Origin of the sequence: Phaeobacter sp. QD34_24, assembly GCF_028890115.1 — a bacterium.
Taxonomy (GTDB): Bacteria; Pseudomonadota; Alphaproteobacteria; order Rhodobacterales; family Rhodobacteraceae; genus Phycobacter.
This window is the reverse complement of record NZ_JARCJD010000002.1, coordinates 197,510-220,004: the sequence shown is the minus strand read 5'-3', so window position 1 is coordinate 220,004 and position 22,495 is coordinate 197,510. Positions and strand designations below refer to the sequence as shown.

Annotated in this window: 21 protein-coding genes; 17 read left to right on the top strand and 4 right to left on the bottom strand. The window is 61.8% G+C overall.

Features of this window, described 5'->3' with window-relative positions; translation table 11 throughout:
* Window positions 1-195: 195 nt before the first annotated feature.
* From PXK07_RS02760 to PXK07_RS02695, 14 genes are all read left to right on the top strand, one after another.
* Window positions 196-3,333 carry a valine--tRNA ligase gene (locus PXK07_RS02760; RefSeq protein WP_274846659.1) on the top strand — a complete coding sequence of 1,046 codons (3,138 nt, stop codon included), beginning with the start codon at window positions 196-198 and terminating at the stop codon, window positions 3,331-3,333.
* Between the two features lie 172 nt (window positions 3,334-3,505).
* Window positions 3,506-3,793, top strand: coding sequence for a DUF1330 domain-containing protein (locus tag PXK07_RS02755; protein WP_274846658.1), 288 nt, complete (start codon window positions 3,506-3,508; stop codon window positions 3,791-3,793).
* Window positions 3,794-3,834: 41 nt separating this feature from the next.
* Window positions 3,835-4,299: a tellurite resistance TerB family protein gene (locus tag PXK07_RS02750; RefSeq protein WP_274846657.1), complete on the top strand. Its 465-nt coding sequence runs from the start codon at window positions 3,835-3,837 to the stop codon at window positions 4,297-4,299.
* Window positions 4,299-4,739, top strand: a complete 441-nt coding sequence (locus PXK07_RS02745; protein ID WP_274846678.1) for a tellurite resistance TerB family protein — start codon at window positions 4,299-4,301, stop codon at window positions 4,737-4,739. Before PXK07_RS02750 ends, PXK07_RS02745 begins: the two co-directional genes overlap by 1 nt.
* Window positions 4,736-5,521 (top strand): phosphate/phosphite/phosphonate ABC transporter substrate-binding protein, encoded by a 786-nt coding sequence (locus PXK07_RS02740; protein ID WP_274846656.1) that lies wholly within the window; start codon window positions 4,736-4,738, stop codon window positions 5,519-5,521. Before PXK07_RS02745 ends, PXK07_RS02740 begins: the two co-directional genes overlap by 4 nt.
* Before the next feature lie 123 nt (window positions 5,522-5,644).
* A complete protein-coding gene (locus PXK07_RS02735) occupies window positions 5,645-6,457 on the top strand; it encodes an ABC transporter ATP-binding protein (protein ID WP_274846655.1) in 813 nt (270 codons plus the stop codon).
* Window positions 6,458-6,498: 41 nt separating this feature from the next.
* Window positions 6,499-7,209 carry a transporter substrate-binding domain-containing protein gene (locus PXK07_RS02730; RefSeq protein WP_274846654.1) on the top strand — a complete coding sequence of 237 codons (711 nt, stop codon included), beginning with the start codon at window positions 6,499-6,501 and terminating at the stop codon, window positions 7,207-7,209.
* Between the two features lie 127 nt (window positions 7,210-7,336).
* Window positions 7,337-8,218 (top strand): ABC transporter permease, encoded by an 882-nt coding sequence (locus tag PXK07_RS02725; RefSeq protein ID WP_274846677.1) that lies wholly within the window; start codon window positions 7,337-7,339, stop codon window positions 8,216-8,218.
* Window positions 8,215-9,021, top strand: a complete 807-nt coding sequence (locus PXK07_RS02720; RefSeq protein WP_274846653.1) for an ABC transporter permease — start codon at window positions 8,215-8,217, stop codon at window positions 9,019-9,021. Before PXK07_RS02725 ends, PXK07_RS02720 begins: the two co-directional genes overlap by 4 nt.
* A gap of 146 nt (window positions 9,022-9,167) precedes the next feature.
* Complete coding sequence (locus tag PXK07_RS02715) at window positions 9,168-10,487, top strand: glutamine synthetase family protein (RefSeq protein WP_274846652.1); 1,320 nt, start codon at window positions 9,168-9,170, stop codon at window positions 10,485-10,487.
* 57 nt (window positions 10,488-10,544) lie between these two features.
* Entirely contained in the window at window positions 10,545-11,225 is a 681-nt protein-coding gene (locus tag PXK07_RS02710; protein ID WP_274846651.1) for a type 1 glutamine amidotransferase, read from the top strand.
* A complete protein-coding gene (locus PXK07_RS02705) occupies window positions 11,225-12,583 on the top strand; it encodes a glutamine synthetase family protein (RefSeq protein WP_274846650.1) in 1,359 nt (452 codons plus the stop codon). The genes PXK07_RS02710 and PXK07_RS02705 overlap by 1 nt, the downstream gene beginning before the upstream one ends.
* Before the next feature lie 88 nt (window positions 12,584-12,671).
* Window positions 12,672-13,982 (top strand): NAD(P)/FAD-dependent oxidoreductase, encoded by a 1,311-nt coding sequence (locus PXK07_RS02700; RefSeq protein ID WP_274846649.1) that lies wholly within the window; start codon window positions 12,672-12,674, stop codon window positions 13,980-13,982.
* Window positions 13,983-14,131: 149 nt separating this feature from the next.
* A complete protein-coding gene (locus PXK07_RS02695; protein ID WP_274846648.1) occupies window positions 14,132-15,340 on the top strand; it encodes a DegT/DnrJ/EryC1/StrS family aminotransferase in 1,209 nt (402 codons plus the stop codon).
* 200 nt (window positions 15,341-15,540) lie between these two features.
* On the opposite strand, the gene phaR is transcribed toward PXK07_RS02695, so the two are convergent.
* On the bottom strand, window positions 15,541-16,110 hold the full coding sequence (gene phaR / locus PXK07_RS02690; protein ID WP_274846647.1) for a polyhydroxyalkanoate synthesis repressor PhaR: 570 nt from the start codon (window positions 16,108-16,110) through the stop codon (window positions 15,541-15,543).
* 194 nt (window positions 16,111-16,304) lie between these two features.
* On the opposite strand from phaR, the gene PXK07_RS02685 reads away from it, so the two are divergent.
* Window positions 16,305-17,177 carry an NAD-dependent epimerase/dehydratase family protein gene (locus PXK07_RS02685; protein ID WP_274846646.1) on the top strand — a complete coding sequence of 291 codons (873 nt, stop codon included), beginning with the start codon at window positions 16,305-16,307 and terminating at the stop codon, window positions 17,175-17,177.
* A gap of 115 nt (window positions 17,178-17,292) precedes the next feature.
* On the opposite strand, the gene PXK07_RS02680 is transcribed toward PXK07_RS02685, so the two are convergent.
* Together PXK07_RS02680 and PXK07_RS02675 are read right to left on the bottom strand one after the other, a co-directional pair.
* Window positions 17,293-17,736, bottom strand: a complete 444-nt coding sequence (locus PXK07_RS02680; protein ID WP_274846645.1) for a phasin, PhaP — start codon at window positions 17,734-17,736, stop codon at window positions 17,293-17,295.
* Between the two features lie 134 nt (window positions 17,737-17,870).
* Window positions 17,871-19,673: a PHA/PHB synthase family protein gene (locus tag PXK07_RS02675; RefSeq protein WP_274846644.1), complete on the bottom strand. Its 1,803-nt coding sequence runs from the start codon at window positions 19,671-19,673 to the stop codon at window positions 17,871-17,873.
* A 147-nt stretch (window positions 19,674-19,820) separates the two neighbouring features.
* Between PXK07_RS02675 and phaZ the strand changes: the two genes are divergently transcribed.
* Together phaZ and PXK07_RS02665 are read left to right on the top strand one after the other, a co-directional pair.
* Window positions 19,821-21,101 carry a polyhydroxyalkanoate depolymerase gene (gene phaZ / locus PXK07_RS02670; protein ID WP_274846643.1) on the top strand — a complete coding sequence of 427 codons (1,281 nt, stop codon included), beginning with the start codon at window positions 19,821-19,823 and terminating at the stop codon, window positions 21,099-21,101.
* A gap of 4 nt (window positions 21,102-21,105) precedes the next feature.
* The gene (locus tag PXK07_RS02665) at window positions 21,106-21,696 is read left to right on the top strand and encodes a DUF6151 family protein (protein ID WP_274846642.1); all 591 of its coding nucleotides are present in this window, start codon (window positions 21,106-21,108) and stop codon (window positions 21,694-21,696) included.
* Here the strand turns inward: PXK07_RS02665 and PXK07_RS02660 are convergent.
* Entirely contained in the window at window positions 21,693-22,454 is a 762-nt protein-coding gene (locus PXK07_RS02660; protein WP_274846641.1) for an alpha/beta fold hydrolase, read from the bottom strand. The two genes, PXK07_RS02665 and PXK07_RS02660, sit on opposite strands and share 4 nt — an antisense overlap.
* Window positions 22,455-22,495: the final 41 nt, after the last annotated feature.

Sequence of the window (22,495 nt, the reverse complement as noted above, 5' to 3'; positions counted from 1 at the left end):
TTGTGAATTGCGGGAGGAGGGAAGGGCCCGCTGTTCTCTTCATCTTTGACACTAGCAAGGCAGTGTTAAGCCACCGTTACCCGGCCGCCCGTTTTCCTGGTTCCCCGCCCTGCCCCGCCTTCCCACTTTCCCTTTGCCGCCCCCTTCTGTAAGGGAGGGAGCGATCCGAATTGACATGCACGCAGGACCAAACCGATGGCGATGGAAAAGACATTCAATGCAGCCGAGGCGGAACACCGCCTGTATGAGGCCTGGGAAAAGGCCGGTTGCTTCAAGGCCGGCGCAAATGCCAAGCCCGAGGCCTCCACCTATTGCATCATGATCCCGCCGCCCAATGTCACCGGCGTTCTGCACATGGGCCACGCCTTCAACAACACGCTGCAGGATATCCTGATCCGCTGGAAGCGCATGCAGGGCTTCGACACGCTCTGGCAGCCGGGGCAAGACCATGCCGGCATCGCCACCCAGATGGTGGTGGAACGCGAACTGGCGAACACCCAGCAGCCCTCCCGCGCGGAGCTGGGGCGGGACGCTTTCCTCGAAAAGGTCTGGGAATGGAAAAGCCAGTCCGGCGGCACCATCGTCAACCAGCTGAAACGCCTTGGTGCGTCCTGCGACTGGTCGCGCAATGCCTTCACCATGTCCGGCGCCCCCGGTGCGCCCGAAGGCGAAGAGGGCAATTTCCACGATGCCGTCATCAAGGTCTTCGTGGATATGTACAACAAGGGTCTCATCTACCGTGGCAAGCGGCTGGTGAACTGGGACCCGCATTTCGAAACCGCGATCTCCGACCTTGAGGTCGAGAATATCGAGGTCGCGGGTCACATGTGGCACTTCAAATACCCGCTCGCGGGTGGTGCGACCTATACCTACGTCGAAAAGGACGAGGACGGGAATGTCACCCTGGAGGAGGTGCGCGATTACATCTCCATCGCCACCACCCGGCCCGAAACCATGCTGGGCGATGGCGCGGTTGCGGTGCATCCCGATGATGCGCGCTATGCCCCCATCGTGGGCAAGCTGGTCGAGATCCCCGTCGGCCCCAAGGAACACCGCCGCCTGATCCCGATCATCACCGATGAATACCCCGATCCCGACTTCGGCTCCGGCGCGGTGAAGATCACCGGTGCCCATGACTTCAACGACTACCAGGTGGCCAAGCGCGGCGGCATCCCGATGTACCGCCTGATGGACACCAAGGGCGCCATGCGCGCAGACGGCGCGCCTTATGCCGAGGCCGCAACCACCGCCATGGCTGTCGCCAAGGGCGAGCAGACCCTCTCTGAGGCTGAAGCTGACGCCGTGAACCTGGTGCCCGAAGACCTGCGCGGTCTGGACCGGTTCGAAGCGCGCAAGGCCGTTGTCGAGCAGATCACGGCCGAGGGCCTTGCCGTGATGGTCAAGGAGACCACCAAGGACGAGGACGGCAACGAGGTCGAAACCCTTGTGCCGCTGGTCGAGAACAAGCCGATCATGCAGCCCTTTGGGGATCGCTCCAAGGTGGTGATCGAACCGATGCTGACCGACCAGTGGTTCGTGGACGCCGAAAAGGTCGTCGGCCCGGCGCTGGACACCGTGAAGGACGGCACCGTCAAGATCCTGCCCGAAAGCGGTGAGAAGACATATTACCACTGGCTGGAGAACATCGAACCCTGGTGCATCTCACGCCAGCTGTGGTGGGGTCACCAGATCCCGGTCTGGTATGGCTTCGATCTGTCGGGCGAAGGTTTCACCGACGATGAAGGCGACGGCGCCCTTGATCTGGTGGAAAGCCTGCGCCTGATGTGGGAACAGAAGCTGCTGATCGGGGAAGAGCCGCGCCACTGCGCCGCCGATTTCGACAGCGTCAAATCGCAGTTCGACGACATTCTTGTCGGCCTGCCCGCCCCGCTGAACCACGCCGCTGTGGTCGAGGTCGAAACCCGCGCCGAGGCGGTTCATGCCTTCGCTGCCGCCCTGGCCGAATATGAGACCACGCAGGATCCGACCAAACTGGTCTACCCGGTCTGGCGCGACCCCGATGTGCTCGACACTTGGTTTTCCTCCGGCCTCTGGCCGATCGGCACCCTGGGCTGGCCCGAGGACACCGATGAGCTGAAGAAGTACTTCCCGACCTCGACGCTGGTCACAGGCCAGGACATCCTGTTCTTCTGGGTTGCCCGCATGATGATGATGCAGCTGGCGGTCGTGGATCAGATCCCGTTCGACACTGTTTACCTCCATGGCCTGGTGCGCGATGCCAAGGGCAAGAAGATGTCGAAATCCACCGGCAACGTCATCGATCCCTTGGAAATCATTGACGAATACGGCGCCGATGCGCTGCGCTTTACCAATGCGGCGATGGCCTCCCTTGGCGGCGTGCTGAAGCTCGACATGCAGCGCATCGCGGGCTACCGGAACTTTGGCACCAAGCTGTGGAACGCCATCCGCTTTGCCGAGATGAACGAGGTCTTCACCGATGCGGTGCCGCAGAGCGATGTGGCCGATCTGAAGCCCGCGCAGGCCGTCAACGCCTGGATCATCGGCGAGACCGCCCGCGTACGCGAAGAAGTGGATGCCGCACTGGACGCCTTCCGCTTCAACGATGCGGCGCAGGCGCTGTATGCCTTTGTCTGGGGCAAGGTCTGCGACTGGTATGTGGAACTCTCGAAACCGCTTCTGCAGGGCGAAGACGCCGCTGCCCAGGCCGAGACCCGCGAGACAATGCGCTGGGTGATGGATCAATGTCTGATCCTGCTGCATCCCATCATGCCCTTCATCACTGAGGAACTTTGGGGCCAGACCGGCACCCGTGCCAAGATGCTGGTGCACGCCGATTGGCCCGCCTATACCGCCGCCGATCTGGTCAATGCCGAGGCCGACCGGGAAATTAACTGGGTCATCTCGGTGATCGAGAACACCCGCTCTGCCCGCGCCCAGATGCATGTGCCCGCAGGCCTGAAAGTGGCCATGCTGGTGACCGAGATCGATGAGGCCGCCCAGACCGCATGGGACCGCAACGAGGCGCTGATCAAACGTCTGGCGCGCATCGACAGCCTGACCAAGGTGGATGCCCTGCCCAAGGGCTGCGTGTCGATCTCGGCGCCGGGTGCCTCCTTTGGCCTGCCGCTCGCGGATATCATCGACATCGACGAGGAAAAGGCGCGCCTTGAGAAAACCCTTGGCAAACTGGCCAAGGAACTGGGGGGGCTGCGTGGCCGCTTGAACAACCCGAAATTCGTGGCCTCCGCCCCGGATGAGGTGGTGGAAGAAGCGCGCGAGAACCTGGCGCTGCGCGAAGAAGAAGAGACCAAGATCAAAGAGGCGCTCGCCCGTCTCTCAGAGATCGGCTGACGGTCAAGACATAGCCGCCCACCGCATGTGGGCGGCTTCCTTTGAATTTGCTTGCCATTTCTAACGCATTTTTGAGATTTTGAGGCAGGAAACGGGGAAAATCGGCCAAGGCAGCCCATTGTCTTTGCGCCTCTTCTGTTTCAGCTTGGCAAAAACAATAAAGGGATTCCGCATGCCAAAAGGATATTGGGTGGCCCATGTCGATGACATGGAACGTTACAAGGACTATGTGGCGGCAAATGCAGCGCCTTTTGCAGAATACGGCGCGAAATTCCTGGTCCGCGGCGGCCCCAAGGAAGTGCGCGAAGGCAAGATGCGCGCCCGCACGGTGGTGATCGAATTCAAGGATTACGAAACCGCCAAGGCCTGTTACGACTCGGTTGCCTACCAGGATGCCAAGGCCTTGCGTGACCCGGTCTCGACCGGGGATATGGAGATCATCGAAGGCTATGATGGCTAAGTGCCGTTGGCCGCTGTTCATTTGCAGGGTAATCTGACCTCATGCTGAAAAAGTTCTTCCAGGCCCTTCGCCCGCCGCAACCCCCGGCCCTGCCGGACCCGGATGCCGAACTGGCGCTTGGCGCATTGATGGTGCGCGTGGCGCAGTCGGATCGGGACTATCAGCTGGAAGAGATCAGCCTGATCGACCGGATCCTGGCGCGGCTTTACCAGCACAATGCGATCGAGGCTGCCAAGGTCCGCGCCAACTGCGAGAAACTGCATGCGGCGGCCCCGGAAACCGATACCTTCGGGCGCCTGATCCGCGAAACCACCGGGCTGGACGAACGGCTGGCGGCGCTGGACGCGCTGTGGGAGGTGGTGCTGGCGGATGGCAACGAACACGAGGGCGAGGTCAAGATCGTCGAGGACGCGCGCAAGGCCATGGGGCTGTCCTATGCCGACAATGAGGCGGCGCGGGAACGGGCCCGGCAAAAGCTGGGCGCCCCGACAGGAAAGGGTGAATGATGTTCCAGGAACTACTGAAGCGCCTGCTGTCTCCGGCCCAGGAAACCCTGGGCGACAGCGATGCCCGCCTTGCCCTGACCGCGCTTCTGGTGCGGGTCGCGCGGTCCGACCATAACTACGCCGAGGTGGAAAAGGACCGCATCGACCGCATCAACCAGTCGCGCTACGGGCTGGATATGGGCGGCGCGATCCTGCTGCGCGAAGAAGCCGAAGCGATGGAGGCAGAAGCCCCCGACACGGTGCGCTTTACCCGCGCGATCAAGGACGCTGTGCTCTACGACGACCGGATCGCGGTGATCGAGGCACTGTGGCAGGTGGCCCTTGCCGATGGCCAGCGGGATGCCGATGAAGACACGCTGTTGCGGCTGTCCTCCAGCCTGCTGGGGGTGAATGATCGTGACAGCGCCCTGGCCAGACAACGGGCGGAGGCCGCGCAATGATTGCCTATCTCGGAATGTATGATCGTCCGGAGACCGCCGAGGCCAACGACCGGCTGTGGAGCGCGATCCGCAACGCGCTGGCGGGATCTTTTGACGGGCTGCCCGAAACGCCCGACCGCAACAAGGATGCCTGGTCGGCCTGGACCGCCAAGGATCTGGTGCTTGGGCAGACCTGCGGCTGCCCGCTGCGCACGCGTCTTTACGGCGAGGTGCAGCTGGTGGGCACGCCCGACTATGGCCATGAAGGCTGCGCGCCGGGCCATTACTACAGCGTCTTTGTCACCCGCAAGGAGGGCGGCATCGGCACCCTTGCGCAGGCTGACGGCAAGACATTTGCCTATAACGACAGCCTGTCCCAATCGGGCTGGGCCGGGCCCTTGATCCATATGCAGGACGCAGGGCTCTTGCCCGGCAGCCTGTTGGAAACCGGTAGCCACAGGGAATCGGCGCAGGCCGTTGCCGAGGGGCGCGCGGATTTTGCGGCGCTGGATATCCTGTCGTGGCAGATGATCCAGAAATACGACGATTTTGCCGCCGATTTGCAGGTGGTTGACCGCACGGGCGCCACGCCGGGACTGCCCTTCATCACAGCACTTGGCAATGATCCGCAGGTGCTGTTCGAGGCGCTGGAACAGGCCATTGCGACCCTGGACGCCGAAGCCGCCGAGACGCTGCATCTCAAGGGGATCGTCCAGATCCCGATGGCCGACTACCTGGCGGTTCCCACCCCCCCTGGCCCGGTTCTGACCGAGCAAAAGATCCGCGCGCGCGCAAAGGCGTAAACCGCCGATCATTTTGTCGACAGCACTGCCCAATTCGCAGCATTCCCGACCAGATCAGGCGGTTTGCACATTGCATTCCGCCTTTTTTTGGGTCCAATAAAGAAAAATTTCACCAACCGGACGATGCTGACCTTGACCACCGCCATGACCGTTACGACGCCTGAGACAGACACCACGCCCGTGCTGGAGATCCGTGGCCTGCACAAATCCTATGGCGATCTGGAGGTCATCAAGGGCGTGGATATCACCGCGCCGCGCGGCTCGGTCGTGTCGCTGATCGGCTCCTCCGGCTCTGGAAAATCCACGCTTCTGCGCTGCTGCAACCTGCTTGAGGACAGCCAGCAAGGCGAGATTCTATTCAAGGGCGAACCGATCCAATGGAGCGGCAGCGGCCAACACCGCCATCCCGCCGATCCCAAACAGGTGCTGCGCATCCGAACCAATCTTTCGATGGTGTTCCAGCAGTTCAACCTCTGGTCCCATATGACCATTCTGCAAAACGTGATGGAAGCGCCGTTGACGGTGCTGAAACGCGACCGTGCCGCGGTCGAAGCCTCTGCCCGCAAGTATCTCGACAAGGTCGGCATCGGCGACAAATGCGATGTCTACCCGGCGCAGCTTTCGGGTGGGCAGCAGCAGCGCGCAGCGATTGCCCGCGCCCTGTGCATGGAGCCCGAGGCGCTGCTGTTCGATGAACCTACATCGGCGCTGGACCCGGAGCTGGAACAGGAAGTGGTGAAGGTGATCAAGGATCTGGCCGCCGAAGGGCGCACCATGATGATCGTGACCCATGACATGAACATGGCTGCCGATGTATCGGACCATGTCGTCTTCCTGCACCAGGGATTGATCGAGGAGCAAGGCCCGCCAGAGGAGGTGTTCGGCAATACCCAATCCGAGCGCCTGCAGGCTTTCCTGTCCTCGACCAAACGCTAAGACAATAAACGACCAATAACCAACCAAACGGGAGTAAACTCATGAAATCCATTCTTCTCGGCACCGCTGCCCTGGCCCTGACCGCGGGCGTTGCTCTGGCAGACACCGTGCGCCTTGGCACTGAGGGCGCCTACCCTCCCTACAACTTCATCAACGACAAGGGTGAAGTGGACGGTTTCGAGCGCGAGCTGGGCGACGAGCTGTGCAAGCGCGCCGCGCTGACCTGCGAGTGGGTCACCAACGACTGGGATTCGATCATCCCCAACCTGACCTCGGGCAACTATGACGCAATCATCGCCGGCATGTCGATCACCGCGGAGCGCGAGGAAGTCGTCGACTTCACCCAAGGCTACACCCCGCCGTCGCCCTCGGCCTATGCCGCACTGTCCGCAGATGTGGACCTGGCCGGTGGCATCATCGCGGCCCAGACCGCGACCATCCAAGCCAACCACGTGGTCGACACCGGCGCCACCCTGGTCGAATACCCGACCCCGGATGAAACCATCGCGGCCGTCGTCTCTGGCGAAGCCGATGCGGTTCTGGCCGACAAGGACTTCCTGGAGCCGCAGGTGGAAGGCTCTGATCTGATGTTCGTCGGCGGCGATGTGCCGCTCGGCGGTGGCATCGGCATGGCCTTCCGCGAAAGCGATGACGAGCTGCGCGGCAAGTTCGACGCGGCCATCACCTCGATGAAGGAAGACGGCAGCCTGAACGCGCTGATCACCAAATGGGAAGTGGGCGGCACCTGGTAAGCCCTGCCTGCCCTTTCCAAATGACTGGCAAAGGGGGGCAAGGCTCCCCTTTGCTGTATTTTCCAGTTGCTCCCGCGCTCCGCCCTGTAAAGGCGCTGCGCGCGTGACATAGACGAAGAGGTCAGCCATCTTTTCCTATTGCTCAGACCCGGCCAGCCTGGAGGGCCTCCAGTGGCTGTCCTGCTACCTGACCACCGGAAAGCACATGGGGTTCTATGTCGCTTTTGGGACGGTCCTCTTACTGCTGGCCATCACGGCTCCGATGGCGCTCCTGTTCGGTTTTGGCGGCGCCATCGCGGCGCGCGCCCAGTTCCTGCCCCTGTCCTGGCTGGGCAAGGGGTATATCGCCATCGTGCGCGGCGTGCCGGACATCGCCTTCTTCCTGTTCTTCGTGATCGCGCTGGATCAGGGCATCGAATGGCTGCGTCACACAATCAAATGCCCCGACTGGGATCAGCCGATCCGCCAGGGCAGCGATTTCCTGGTCTGTGACATTGCCAAGATGCCGCTTGGGACCTCTCCGCAATGGATCCACGAGGTCTACGGCTTTACCCTTGCTGTGGTGACCTTTGCCATCGTCTTTGGCGCCTTTGCCGCCAATGTTCTTTATGGCGCCATGACCGCCGTACCACGCGCGCAGATCGAAACCGCCGAAGCCTATGGCATGACCCGGCGACAGGCCTTCTGGCGCATCACCGTTCCGCAGATGTGGACCTACGCGCTGCCCGGCCTGTCGAACCTGTGGATGGTACTGATCAAGGCCACGCCACTGCTGTTCCTCCTGGGCGTCGAGGATATCGTCTATTGGGCGCGAGAGCTCGGTGGCAGCAAGACCGCCAAGTTCACCGACTACCCCCATGGCGACTGGCGCATGTGGTACTTCCTGGCGCTGCTGGTCTTCTACCTCGCCTTCACCAAGGTGTCCGAGGTGGTGCTGGAGCGGATCTCGGCCCGTCTGTCGCATGGACAAGCCACGCTGGGCGGCGAAGCGCAAAGGAAAGCGACATGAGCTGTCTTGAGACCATCGAAGCCTATGCCTTCCGTTCGCTGGGCTATGGCGAACGCCTGCTGCCCCGCAGCGATTTCACCCTGTGCGAACATTTCACCCTGATCGGATCGGGGATGATCTGGAACATCTACTTTGGCACCCTGGCGGTCATCAGCGGCTTCTTCTTTGCCAACCTTCTGGCGGTGGCCAAGAACTCGCCCTCTGCGATCTGGCGCAAACCGGCGGAGTGGTTCATCTTCGTCTTCCGCGGCTCGCCTCTCTTTATCCAGTTCTTCTTTGCCTATTTCCTGTTCCTGGAGCTGAAAGGCATCTCGCCGATTCTGGATGCCTTCTCCTCGGCCTGGCTTGGGGCGCTGGTGGTTCTGTTCCTTAATACCTCTGCCTATAGCGCGGAAATCTTCTACGGGGCGCTGCGGTCGATCCCCCGCGGCGATGTCGAGGCGGCCGATGCCTATGGTCTGACCGGCTGGCACCGCTTCCGCCGGATCATGTGGCCGACGATGATGCGGCTGGCCTGGCCCTCTTACACCAACGAGGCGATCTTCCTGTTTCATGCGACCACGCTGGTGTTCTTTTCCGGCTTTCCGGCCTGGCGGCAAAAGGGCGATGCGCTTTATTATGCGAACTACTTTGCGGACAAGACGTTCAACCCGTTCATCCCCTACCCGATTCTGGCCTTCTACTTCATCCTGTTGACGCTTTTGATCATCGGTCTCTTTGGCCTGGTCAACAAAAGACTGAACCGCCATATCCCGCAGGAACGCCGGACAAAAATGCGGCTGAGGCCAAATCTAATCCGCTGATTTCGCCTCTTGCACAGCAACAGAACATGGCTCCTTCGGGGGCCATTTTTTGTGCGCAGATCGGGCTGCGGCAATTTTTGATCAAATTTTGATTGCGTCTTTCCTTGGCTCCGGTAGAACTATGAGCACCAACAATGGAGCCCCAAATGGACCTCTCTGGCCTCAGAACCGTCCGCATTGCCGCCTGTGACATGAATGGACAGATGCGCGGCAAACGCATGCCCGCAAGCCTTGCCCGCAAACTGGATGACGGCACCGCCCGAATGCCTGTCTCGGTTCTAAACGTGGATATCTGGGGCCGCGACATCGAGGACAGCCCGCTGGTCTTTGAGACCGGCGATGCCGATGGCATCTTGTTGCCAACGGATCGCGGCGCTGTCCCCATGCCCTGGCTCAGCACCCCTTCGGCACTGATCCCGATGACCATGGTGCTGGAGGACGGCACGCCCTTCCTCGGCGATCCGCGCCAGGTTCTGGCGCAGGTGCTTGAGCGCTACACGGCGCGCGGCTGGAAAGTCGTTGCCGCGACCGAGATGGAGTTCAACCTGGTGGATGACGGCGGTGCGCAGCCGGGGCCGCCCATTGACCCATTGACGGGGCGCGAGCTGGACCAGCAATCGGTGCTATCGGTGGCCGAGCTTGACGCCTTTGATGCCTTCTTTTCCGATGTCTATGAGGGCGCCGAGGCGATGGGCATCCCCGCCAAGGACGCCATTTCCGAAGCAGGCCTCGGCCAGTTCGAAATCAACCTCGATCACCAGGATGCCATGCGCTGTGCCGACGATGCATGGCTGTTCAAGGCCCTGGTCAAGGGGCTGGCGCGCAAACACGGATTTGCCGCCACCTTCATGGCGAAACCCTATGCCGAAGAGGCCGGGAACGGCATGCATGTGCATTTCTCGGTGGTGGATGAGGCGGGAAACAACATCTTCGACAATGGCACCGATGCCGGGTCCGACCTGCTGCTGAATGCAGTGGCCGGCTGCCTGGCGGCGATGCCCGCCAGCACGCTGATCTTTGCCCCGCACGGCAATTCCTACGACCGGCTGATCCCCGGCGCCCATGCGCCCACCAGCGCCGCCTGGGCCTATGAAAACCGCACCGCCGCCATCCGCATTCCCGGCGGCAGCCCCAAGGCCCGCCGGATCGAACACCGGGCCGCGGGCGGTGACATCAACCCCTATCTGATGCTGGCCACCGTGCTGGGCGCGGCCCTCGTGGGGATCGAAGACGCGATGCAGCCCCCCGCCCCCTCCAGCGGCAACATCTACGACATCAAGGGGCTGCCACAGCTTGCCGCCAGCTGGGCCGAGGCCATCGATCTGTTTGAAAGCGATCCGCTGATCGCTCGCATCCTGCCCGCCATGGCAATCCGCAACCTGGTGATGACAAAACGGCAGGAACTGGCCGAATTCGCCAACCGCCCGCAAGAGGCCCACTGGCTGTCCTGGCTTGAGGCGGTATGATCTCTTGCCCGAGCGTCATGGATCGGATAGGGTGAATTTGATCAAATTTGGTGACCTATGAAAATCGGCATTCTGCAAACCGGCCATGCCCCCGAAGACCTGATCGAAAGCTCGGGCGACTATGACGAAATGTTCCGCACCCTTTTGGGGGGGAACGGCTTTGAATTCAAAACCTGGGCTGTCGTGGATGGTATCTTCCCGGATGGGCCAGAAGAGGCCGATGCCTGGCTGATCACCGGATCCAAACACGGCGCCTATGAGCCGCACGACTGGATTCCCCCGCTGGAGGAACTGATCCGCCAGATCAATGCCCGCAAACAGCCCATGGCGGGGATCTGCTTTGGCCATCAGATCATCGCGCAGGCTCTTGGCGGCACGGTTGCCAAATACGATGGGGGCTGGGCCGTGGGTCATGTGACCTATCAGCAAGACGGCAAGGACGTCACCCTCAACGCCTGGCACCAGGATCAGGTTATCCAGCGCCCCGAAGGCGCCCGCGTGCTGGCAGGGAATGCCTTCTGCGAGAATGGCATCCTGGCCTATGGCGACCACATCTGGACCGTGCAGCCCCATCCCGAGTTCTCGAACGGCTTCGTGCAGGGCCTGATCGAAAAACGCGGTCGCGGCGTGGTGCCGGATCAGATCCTCGACAGCGCCGCCCAAGGTCTGAACACCCCCGTAGACAATCCTGAAATCGCAACCTTCCTCGCAGAGTTTTTCAAGAAAGAGAGGACCTGATGTCCGCCTGGCTCGACGCCCTTCCAGATGCCGCAAAATCCTACCTGGAGGGCCGTCGTCTCGACGAGGTTGAATGCATCATCTCGGACCTGCCGGGCATCGCCCGAGGGAAGGCGGTGCCAGCCAGCAAGTTCGAGAAACAAGAGTATTTCCACCTGCCCGACAGCATCTTCTACCAGACCATCACCGGCGACTGGGGCGAGGCTGCCGGAGAGGATGGCTTCATCGAACGGGACATGATCCTTTACCCCGACATGACCACGGTGACGGCAGCCCCCTGGACCGGCGACTGGACATTGCAGGTGATCCACGATGCCTATGACCGCGACGGCGACCCGATTGCCTGCTCGCCGCGCAACGTGTTGAAGCGGGTGGTTCAGCTCTATCACGACAAGGGCTGGGATCCGGTCGTGGCGCCGGAGATGGAATTCTTCCTGGTCGCCCGTAACGTCGACCCCGCCCATGAGATCAAGCCAATGATGGGCCGCTCGGGCCGCCCCGCCGCCGCGCGCCAGGCCTATTCGATGACAGCCGTGGATGAATTCGGCCCGGTGATCGACGACATCTACGACTTTGCCGAAGCACAGGGCTTCGAGATCGACGGCATCACCCAGGAAGGCGGTGCCGGGCAGTTGGAAATCAACCTGCGCCATGGCGATCCGGTGAAGCTGGCGGATGAGGTCTTCTACTTCAAGCGCCTGATCCGCGAGGCCGCGCTGCGCCACGACTGCTTTGCCACCTTCATGGCAAAACCGATCGCGGATGAGCCCGGCTCGGCCATGCATATCCACCACTCGATCATCGACAAGGAAACCGGCGAAAACATCTTCTCCGGCCCACAAGGCGGTGAAACGGATGCCTTCTATCACTTCATCGCCGGGCTGCAGAACCACCTGCCCGCCGGCGTCGCGGTGATGGCGCCCTATGTGAACTCTTACCGGCGCTACGTGAAGGACCACGCCGCCCCCATCAACCTGGAATGGGGCCGCGACAACCGCACCACCGGGATCCGCGTGCCGCTCTCCGGCCCCGCGGCGCGCCGCGTGGAAAATCGCCTTGCCGGGATGGACTGCAACCCGTACCTCGGCATCGCCGTATCGCTGGCCTGCGGCTATCTCGGTCTCATCGAAGAGGAACGCCCCCGCCGCCAGTTCAAGGGCGACGCCTATGAGGGCGACGGCGATATTCCCCAGGTCATGGGACAGGCGCTGGATCTCTTTGACGAGGCCAGCAAGCTGCACGAGGTCCTCGGCCCCGAGTTCGCCCGCGTCTATGGCATCGTCAAACGCACCGAATACGAGGAATTCCTACAGGTGATCTCCCCCTGGGAGCGTGAGCACCTGCTGCTGAACGTCTGATCCTTGGTTCCTGCCGCCCGCGCGGTGCAACACCGACCAAATCCCGCGCCGCTGATCCCGGCGCGCCCCGTCTGCATGAGGTGATCCCATGGGTTTGAACCTGCTCTATTCCAATGACCGCAAGGGCCACTATCCGGACAGCTGGTACACGGCAACGGCGACCGCAACCGCGCCCTTTCCCGCGCTCAAGGGCGATATCCGGGCCGATGTCTGCATCGTTGGCGGCGGTTACACCGGCCTGTCTGCCGCGCTGCACCTGGCAGAGGCTGGCATGGAGGTGGTCCTCCTGGAGGCACACCGCGTCGGTTTTGGCGCCTCTGGCCGCAATGGCGGGCAGCTTGGCAGCGGGCAGCGCATGGATCAGGAAGGTCTCGAAAGCCTGATGGGTGAGACAGAGTCCCGGAAACTCTGGCAATTGGGGGAAGAGGCGAAGGATCTGGTGAAATCCCTGATCGCCCGTCATGACATCGATTGCCACCTGAAACCGGGGGTGGCCTGGACCGGCTCCTCCCACGGTGAGGTCAAGCATCTGCACGACTATGGCCGCCACCTGCAGGAGCGCTATGGCTACGATCAGCTTGAAATCCTGGACCAGAGCGCCTGCCATGCCATGTGCCCATCACCGGATTACAAGGGCGGTTTCCTTGACCATGGCGCGGCCCACCTGCACCCGCTGAACTATGCCCTGGGCCTGGCCCGGGCGGCAGATGCGGCCGGCGCAAAGATCTATGAACAAAGCGAAGCCCTGGAGATCAGCGAAGGCGCCAAGGTCAAGCTGCGCACGGCGGCAGGCACCGTCACCGCCGATCACCTGATCCTCGCCTGTAATGGCTACCTTGGCGGGCTCAACCGCCAGGTTGCGGCCCGGGTGATGCCGATCAACAATTTCGTGGTCGCCACCGAACCCCTGGGCGACAGGGCGACTGAGGTGCTGACCCGCGATGTGGCCGTGGCCGACAGCAAATTCGTGGTCAACTACTTCCGCCTCAGCCACGACAAAAGGCTGCTGTTCGGCGGCGGCGAAAGCTATGGCTACCGCTTTCCCACCGATATCGAGGCGACGGTGCGCAAGCCCATGCTTCAGATCTTCCCGCATCTGCGGGATGTGCGCGTCGATTACGCCTGGGGCGGGACCCTGGGCATCACCATGAAACGCATGCCCTATCTTGCCAGGTTGGCGCCCAATGTCCTGTCGGCCTCGGGCTATTCCGGCCACGGGGTCGGCACTGCCACCCATGCCGGGCAGTTGATGGCGCAGGCCATCAAGGGACAGGCCGAAGGCTTTGACACCATGGCCCGCGTCCCCGCCCCCGCCTTTCCCGGCGGATCGCGCCTGCGCTCGCCGCTATTGGTGCTGGCAATGACCTGGTTCGCCATGCGGGACCGTTTGGGGCTCTGATCGCGGCGCAAATACCCCCAGCCTCCCCTGCGACATCGCAACAGTTCTGTGAATTTTTCCCTGTCCGAAGGTTGAAGCTGGGCCTTTTGCTTGGCTTTACCCGCCTGCTGTTTTAGAATTACCAAATCAGATATTTGGGAAATTGAAATATGACGCTGCCCCCGAACGTTCATGACGCCGAACCGATCCCCGCAGCCGCCCGGGAGGCGATTGACGCGCTGATGCAATCGGGCGACCTGTTTCGCTACACCGCCCCCGAGGATGCCCCCGTCGCCCTGCTGGAACAGGAGTTCGCGGAACTGATCGGCTGCAAATATGCCCTTGCGGTCTCCTCCTGCTCGGCGGCGCTGTTCCTGTCGTTGAAGGCGCTAGGCCTGCCCCGTGATGCCCGCGTGCTGATCCCCGGCTTCACCTTCGCGGCAGTTCCCTCCTCGGTGGTGCATGCCGATTGCATCCCCGTTCTGTGCGAGGTCGGCGAGAATTACCGCATCGACATCGCCGATTTCGAGGCGCGTCTAGATCAGGACATCTCGGCCGTGATCATCAGCCACATGCGCGGTCACACCTCGGACATGGATGCCATCATGGCCCTGTGCGCGGCCCGCGACATCCCGGTGATCGAGGATGCCGCCCATTCGCTCGGCACCACCTGGAACGGGCAGAATATCGGAACCATTGGCCGGGTCGGCTGCTTCTCCTTCCAGTCCTACAAGATGATCAACGCGGGCGAAGGCGGTATCCTGGTCACCGACGATGCCGATCTGGTGGCCCGCGCGGTGATCATGTCGGGGGCCTATGAGCACAACTGGCAGAAACACAAAGGTCCGCGCGGTGAGAACACTCCGGACCTGGCCGAGGCCTTTGCCAAATGGCAGAACCAGCTGCCGCTCTATAACCTCCGGATGAGCAACCTTTCCGCCGCCGTGATCCGCCCGCAGCTGCCGGAACTGGCGCGCCGGGTGCGGGACGGGCTGAAGAACCATGACTATGTGGCGGACCGCCTGAATGCCGCCCCCTATTTCGACGTGCCCGCCCCGCTGGCGCCTGAACGGCGCGCGCCGGATTCGATCCAGTTCAATCTGGTCGGCATGAACGAGGAAGAGATCAAGGCCTTTGCCAAATCCGCCGCCGAAAAGGGCGTCAAGGTGCAGGTCTTTGGTCTCTCCACGGACAATGCCCGCGCTTTCTGGAACTGGCAATTCCTTTCGGATCTGCCCGAACTGCCGCAGACCCGTGCCATGCTGATGAAGGCCTGCGACGTGCGCCTGCCGGTGCGTCTGACCAAGGCGGAACTGGATATCACCGTCGATATCCTGCTGGCCGCAGCCAATGAAACCATGGGCCGCGCCGCAGCCTGACCCTTCGCCATGGACGCGCCCGCGCCGCGCCTCTGCGCGGCGCTTGGCCCAACGGCTCCGCGCCGCCCGTCAGGGCTGCGCAGGATCGGGCGGGAGCGCCCCCGCCAAGGCCCTTCCCAGAGACGAAAAAACCCGGCAAAACAGCCGGGTTTCATCAGGTCAGACATGGAGCAGGCTGCCGCCAGAGCCGCGTCACCGGATCACTTGATCCTGGACAGCTTGTCCTGCAACTCGCTCAACTGGCGCTTGATCGCATCCAGATCCTCTTCCCCTTCGCTGTCGGACCCTGCGCTGTCCGGTTCGGGCGTACTGCTGCCCCCGGTCCAACCGCTGGACAATCCCCCGGTCATCGCCTTGAGGAAGGCTTCCTGCTGCGCCTTCATCGCCTCGAACCCCGGCATGTTCGCCATCGGGTTCATCGCATTCATGTTTTCCATCATCTTCGACTGACTGTCGCGCAGCATGTCAAAGGAGCTCTGCAGGAACTGCGGCATCACACCGCCGCCCGGCACCATGTAGCTGCGCACCAGATCGTTCAGCACATTGACCGGCAGCACGTTCTCGCCGCGGCTTTCATGTTCGGCAATGATCTGCAAAAGATACTGGCGCGTCAGATCGTCTCCGGTCTTGAGGTCGACGATCTGCACCTCGCGCCCATCCCGGATGAACCCGGCGATATCCTCCAGCGTGACGTAATCGCTGGTCTCGGTGTTATACAGGCGCCGACTGGCGTAGCGCTTGATAAGCAGGGGCTTTTCCTGTTCCGCCATGTCATACCTCCCCAGACATGATGCATTGCAGAAAACCCTATGCGAGCGCAGAACAAAAGAAAAGCCTCGCAGGGCCTTAGGCGGAAAATGTTCCCCTCCCTGCTCTCATAGCCTGCAAAAACCGCTTGACCTGAAGTTGGCTTGAACTTTTACACAGCTCCCCGCAACTGAAACTGCACAGGACGGGCTGCGACATGCGCGTATTGCTCTTGGGAGGCACCGGCTCCATCGGAACCGCCATCACGCGGGAACTTGTCCATCACGGCCATACGGTGACGGGACTTGCACGCTCGGACCAATCCGCGGCCCGGCTGGCAGAAATTGGCGCCTCCCCACTGCGCGGCGATCTCAAGGACCCCCAGCGCTGGTCCGACAGGGTGCACCATGTGGATGCGGTGATCCAGGCCGCTGCCACCTTCGAAGCGGATATGGGAGAGACCGACCGCAAGGTGATCACCGAGCTGCTGAACCAGGCGGCCCGGCGCGACACGCCGCTCAGGTTTCTCTATACCGGGGGCTGCTGGCTGTACGGCGCAACCGGAGAGCGGATTGCCGATGAAACCACCTTCAAACGACCAATCTCCAGTTTCGAGTGGATGATAGCGCAGGCCAGGCAGGTGCTCACCGCAAAAGGCGTGTCAGCAGCGGTTCTGCACCCGGCGATGGTCTATCACGAGGATGGTGGCGGCGTTTTTTCCCGCTATCTGGACGCGGCCCGCCGGGAGGATCCGATCGAGGCCTGGGGTGGCCTCGGCACCCGCTGGCCGCTGGTGCATCGTGACGATCTGGCCCGGGCCTATCGCAGCCTGTTGGAGCGCCCGGATCTGACCGGTGAATTCAACGTCTGCGCCCAGTCCGGCGTTCCCGCCCACGAGATCATCAGTGAAATCACCCGTAGACGCGATCACGCCTCGGGCTATGTGGTGCGCACCCTGAAATATGTGCTGTGCAAATACGGCGATTGGGCCGAAGGCCCGACGCTGGATCAGCAACTCTGCGCCGAGAAACTGAAACTCTCCTGCGGCTGGGAGCCAGAGCACCGCTGTTTCAGCCAGGCAGCCTTTTAAGCCGGAGGTCTTTAGCCCTGGATCCGAAACGAAAAGGGCAGGCCCGCGTGGCCTGCCCTTTCATCACATGTTGGCACCGATTGGGAGGAGAGCTGGTGCCTCCATGTGTTAGTTCTTACTTCGCGGCCGCTTTCTTGGCTGCGGTGGTCACCTCTTCGGTGGCCTTCTTGACAGCGGCGGTCGCCTCTTCGCTGATGTCCTTACCGGCAGCCATCAGCAGCTCGACGGTTTCGGTCTGTGCCTTCTTGGCGATCTCGGCGAAGGCAGCCATGTTTTCGGCGGCCACTTCAGCGGAGGCGCTGGCGAAATCGGTTGCGGCCTTTGCGTAATCGGCGGGCTCTGCCTGGGCCTTGGAGACGGCGCCCAGCTTGGCCAGGGTGTCTTTGGTCCATTTGGTCGAGATTTCCGCGGACTGCTCAGCGGCGCCCAGCGCAACTGCTGCCAGCTTCTCGTTCAGAGCGGCGGAGTTCTTGAAGGCATCTTCCATGGCTTTGGTGTCCATCGGGAATGCGCCCATCATGTCTTTCATCATCGCAGTAAAATCTTGGGTCTTAGCCATCGTACTGGTTCCTTTCGCTGCAGGATCCGGGACAACCCCGCCTGCCCTTGTCTGAAACCAATATACTTTCTGCAGCGCAGCATTTCAAGAAATTTCTTGCTGCACTGCAGAAAATCTTCGCAAAGGCTTTAATATCAGAATCTTGCAACCTTGCGCACATAGCTCCCCGGGGCCGCAGCCAGGGGTGGATGCTGCGAATCACCGGGTTCTCGGGCCGGAACCTGCTTGCCGGAGCGCTTCTTCAGCCAGGCCTCCCAGCGGGGCCACCAGGAGCCTTCGTTGAAGGTGGCGCCCTCCATCCAGGCCTCGGCATCGCCTTTAAGGTCGTCATTGGTGTAATGACCATATTTGTTGCGCGAGGGCGGGTTCACGATGCCCGCGATATGGCCCGACTGCGACACGATGAAGGTCTTGCTGCGCGATCCCATCTGCTGCACGCCGCGGTAGCAATCCTTCCAGCGGGCGATGTGATCGGTCTCGCAGGTCACCGCCATCAGCGGCACATCCACATCCCGCACATGCAGCTTGTGGCCGAGGATCTCGAAGCCGTCATTGACGAAATCATTGCTCTGGCACAGGCCGCGCAGATACTGGATCGCCATCTTGCCGGGCAGGTTGGCGCCGTCGCCGTTCCAATAGAGCAGATCAAAGGCCGGCGGCGTCTCTCCCATCATGTAGCTGCGGATCGCTGGCGCGTAGACCAGATCATTGGCCCGCAGGAACGAGAAGGTCCGCGCCATGATATAGGAAGGCAGCAATCCATCGTCGCCGATCTGCTCTTCGATGGCATCGACGAAATCGTTCTGCAGGAAGGGGGTGAATTCGCCCTGATCGCCAAAATCGGTGAGCGCGGTAAAGAAGGTGGCCGATTTCACCGATTTGTCGCCGCGCTGTTTCATCAGGGACAGCGTCAGGCTCAGCGTGGTTCCGGCGATGCAATAGCCGACGGCATTCACCTGCTTGACCTTGCAGATCTTTTTGACCTCATCGATGGCGGTCAGGAAGCCTTCCTCGATGTAGTCTTCCAGGCCCACATCCGCATAAGAGGCATCCGGGTTCACCCAGGAGACGACGAACAGCGTGTAGCCCTGCTCTGTCACCCATTTGATCAGGCTGTTCTGCGCCTTGAGGTCGAGAATGTAGAACTTGTTGATCCAGGGCGGGAACAGAATGATCGGTGTTTCATGCACCGTATCGGTGGTGGGGCGATACTGGATCACCTCCATCATCCGGTTGCGAAAGACGACCTCTCCCGGCGTGGTGGCAAGATTGCGACCAACCTCGAAGGCGGTGTCATCGGCCAGACGCACAATCAACTCCCCGTCGTTGGCCTCCAGATCGGCAACGAGGTTCTCAAGCCCCTTGATCAGCGACTGTCCCTCGGTCTCCAACGCCCGTTCCAGGGCATCCGGGTTGGTGGGCAGGAAATTGGTCGGCGCCATCATGTGGATGATCTGATCGGCAAAATAGGACAGGCGCTGCTTGTCGACCGGGTTCAGATCGTCGGCTTCCTCCACCGCGTCACGGATGGCCTCGGCATTGGTCAGATACTGTTGCTTGATGAAGCGGAAGTAGGGGTTCTTGTCCCACATCGGGTTGCTGAAGCGACCGTCCTTCGGCGCTGCGTCGCGTTCCTCCTCCACATGGCCGGTCAGAACCTGCTGCGCTTCGGCGAAATTCAGCACCGATTTGCCCCAATATTCGATCTGATGCTCCAGCATCTTGGCCGGGTTTTCCAGCATCGAGGCCCAGTACGAGGTTGCTGCACGTGCGAACAATTCGTGATTCGGAGCATCAAGTCCCGGATGATGAGGCTTCTTCGAGGCCATCACATCAACCAGCCGCTTGGAGAGTTGTTCTACTTTTTCGAGATTTTCCTTAAGCCGTTCAATGTGTTCAGGCGAAGTTTCGGCATCCATCACGTCGCTTGTTGTCATCTTAAAGAATCCTCCCTACTCTTTCTGCTGTGCAGAATTCTTACCAAAGCAGTCTACGGTAAAGTGACACGAGGTTCTAATCTCTGCGCATCATCCGCCCATGATTTGTGCAATGGGTTGCAGGGCGGACACCGAAAAGGAGCAGCCATGCGCTACATGATGTCCTACGACCTGATGGAAACCGCCCGCAACATGAACCAATGGCTGGGGGCAACGGCCTTGTCGATGGCATCCTACCCGGCCTTTTCCGCCATCCCGAACCCCGCGCTCAGCTGGATGGCAGCCTGGGGCGAGGTGACCGAGCGGACCTTTCAGCGCATGGTGGCGCGCCCCGACTGGGGGATCGGCACCTTCACCTGCGAAGACGGGAAGGACCACACGGTCGAAATCGACACGGTGGTGGAACGGGCGTTTGGAGATCTGATCCATTTCCGCGTCGTCGGCCGCGAGGTGCAGCCGCGCAAGGTACTGCTGGTGGCGCCGATGTCCGGCCACTACGCGACGCTGTTGCGCTCCACCGTCAAAAGCCTGGTGGAAAACTGCGAGGTCTATGTCACTGACTGGCATAACGCCCGCGACATCCCCGTGTCGGCCGGCAAGTTCGATATCGAGGATTACACGCTTTATCTGGTCGACTTCATGCGCGAACTGGGACCCGAAACCCATGTGATCGCCGTTTGCCAGCCCGCGCCGCTGACCCTAGCCGCCACCGCTTACCTGGCCGAACAGGACCCCGAGGCGCAGCCCTCTTCGCTGACACTGATCGGCGGCCCTGTGGACCCTGACGCCACCCCGACCGAGGTCACCGACTTTGGCCGCCGCGTAACCATGGGCCAGCTGGAAGAAACCATGATCCAGCGCGTCGGCTTCAAATACGCCGGTGTCGGGCGCAAGGTCTATCCGGGGCTGCTGCAGCTGTCCTCCTTCATGTCGATGAACATGGACCGCCATTCCAAGGCCTTCATGGACCAGATCCAGCGGGTCTCCCAGGGCGAGGCCTCGGATCATGACGCGCACAACCGGTTCTATGATGAATACCTGGCGGTGATGGACATGACGGCGGAATTCTACCTGTCCACGGTCGAGCGCGTGTTCAAGAACGGCGAGATCGCCAAGAACGAATTCGTCGTCGATGGCCACAAGGTCGACATCGGCAAAATCACCGATGTGGCCGTGAAAACGGTTGAAGGCGCCAATGATGACATCTCGGCCCCGGGTCAGTGTATCGCGGCGCTGGATCTCTGCACGGGTCTGCCGGATTCAAAAAAGGCCAGCCACGTGGAGCCGGGTGCCGGTCACTACGGCATCTTTGCCGGTCGCAGCTGGCGCAACAACATCCGCCCGCTGGTGATCGACTTCATGAATGCCAACACGCGCAGCGACAAGCCGAAAGGCAAGCGCGCAAAACCCAAGATCGCGGCGGTCTGACGTCATGGCGACTGCCCCCGATCAATCCGTCTGCACCTTTTCTTGTACGTGCGGCGGATTGCAGGGGCATATCGCGCCCGAGGCGCTGAAAACAGGCACCCATATCGCCTGCTACTGCGCCGATTGCCGCGCCAATGAGATCTATCACGGGCGCCCTGACCCGGCGCCTGATCCGGTAGAGCTGTTTCAGCTGTCCCCCGATGCAATCCACATCACCAAGGGCGCAGAGAACCTGCGCCTGATGCGGCTTGGCCCCAAGGGGCTGTTTCGCTGGTATGCGGGATGTTGCGGCACGCCCTTTGCCAATACCCTGAAGACTCCGGGTCTGCCCTTTGCCGGCATGCGAACCAATCTCTTTGCCCAGCCAGAGATCTTCGGCAAGATCACCACCCGCGCCTTCATGCCCCGTCCGGGAAAGCCTCCGCTGACCAACGGCGCCCTGTCGATGGTCTACGGCCTCTTCACGCGGATGGTGGCTGCCCGCCTGTCGGGACGCTGGAAGGAGACCCCGTTCTTCGACATCGAAACCGGCCGCCCAATCTGCGAACCGATTGTGCTCAGCAAGGCAGAGCGGACCGCCGCAACCCGGGGTTAACCGGCCGCAGACTGCCGCACCGCAGGGGTGGACAACCATTGCAGCAGGGCGCGCGTGACCGCCTCTGGCTGTTCCAGGCTCGGCAGATGCCCGGCCCCCGCAATGACTTCCAATCTGGCATGGGGGATGAGATCCGCCAGCAACTGGTGCCGTTTCACCGGCGTGAGCCGATCGTATTCGCCGCACAGGACCAGCGCAGGCACATGGCAACGGCGCGCCGCGGCCTGTTGATCCATGCGCCGCTGCAGCGCGCGGCTTTGTGCCACGAAAACATCGCTGCCAAAGGTCAGCCCCATCTGCCGCACCGTCTCAAGGATCGCAGGGCGAGCGGGAGCCGGTGCCAGGCATTCTGCCGGCAGCGCCTTTTCCAGCATCTCCGCCAGACGCCCGGTCCGCGCCCCGATGATCAAGGGCTCCCGTTCGGCCGCCTGGGCCGGGGTTTCCGCCAGCGGCGTCGTTGCCATCAGGCACAGGCGGCTGACCCGCTGCGGCGCACGGCGCATGATCTCCATCGCGATGATCCCGCCCATGGAAAGCCCCGCCAGCGCAAAACGGTCGGGCAGCATGGTCAGGATATGCGCGGCAATCGCCTCGATCCTCTCGCCCCCCAACAGGGGCGCCACGGTGACCGGAAGATGGGCCGACAGCGCTTCGATCTGGGGCTGGAACAGCCGCGCATCGCACATCATTCCGGGAAGCATCACCAGCGGTTCTGTTCCCAGCGGGCTGGATCCAACCTCGGACATCTCGTGTGTCATGCGCCCTACCTTATCGTTACTCCCGCCGAACCATCGAGCTC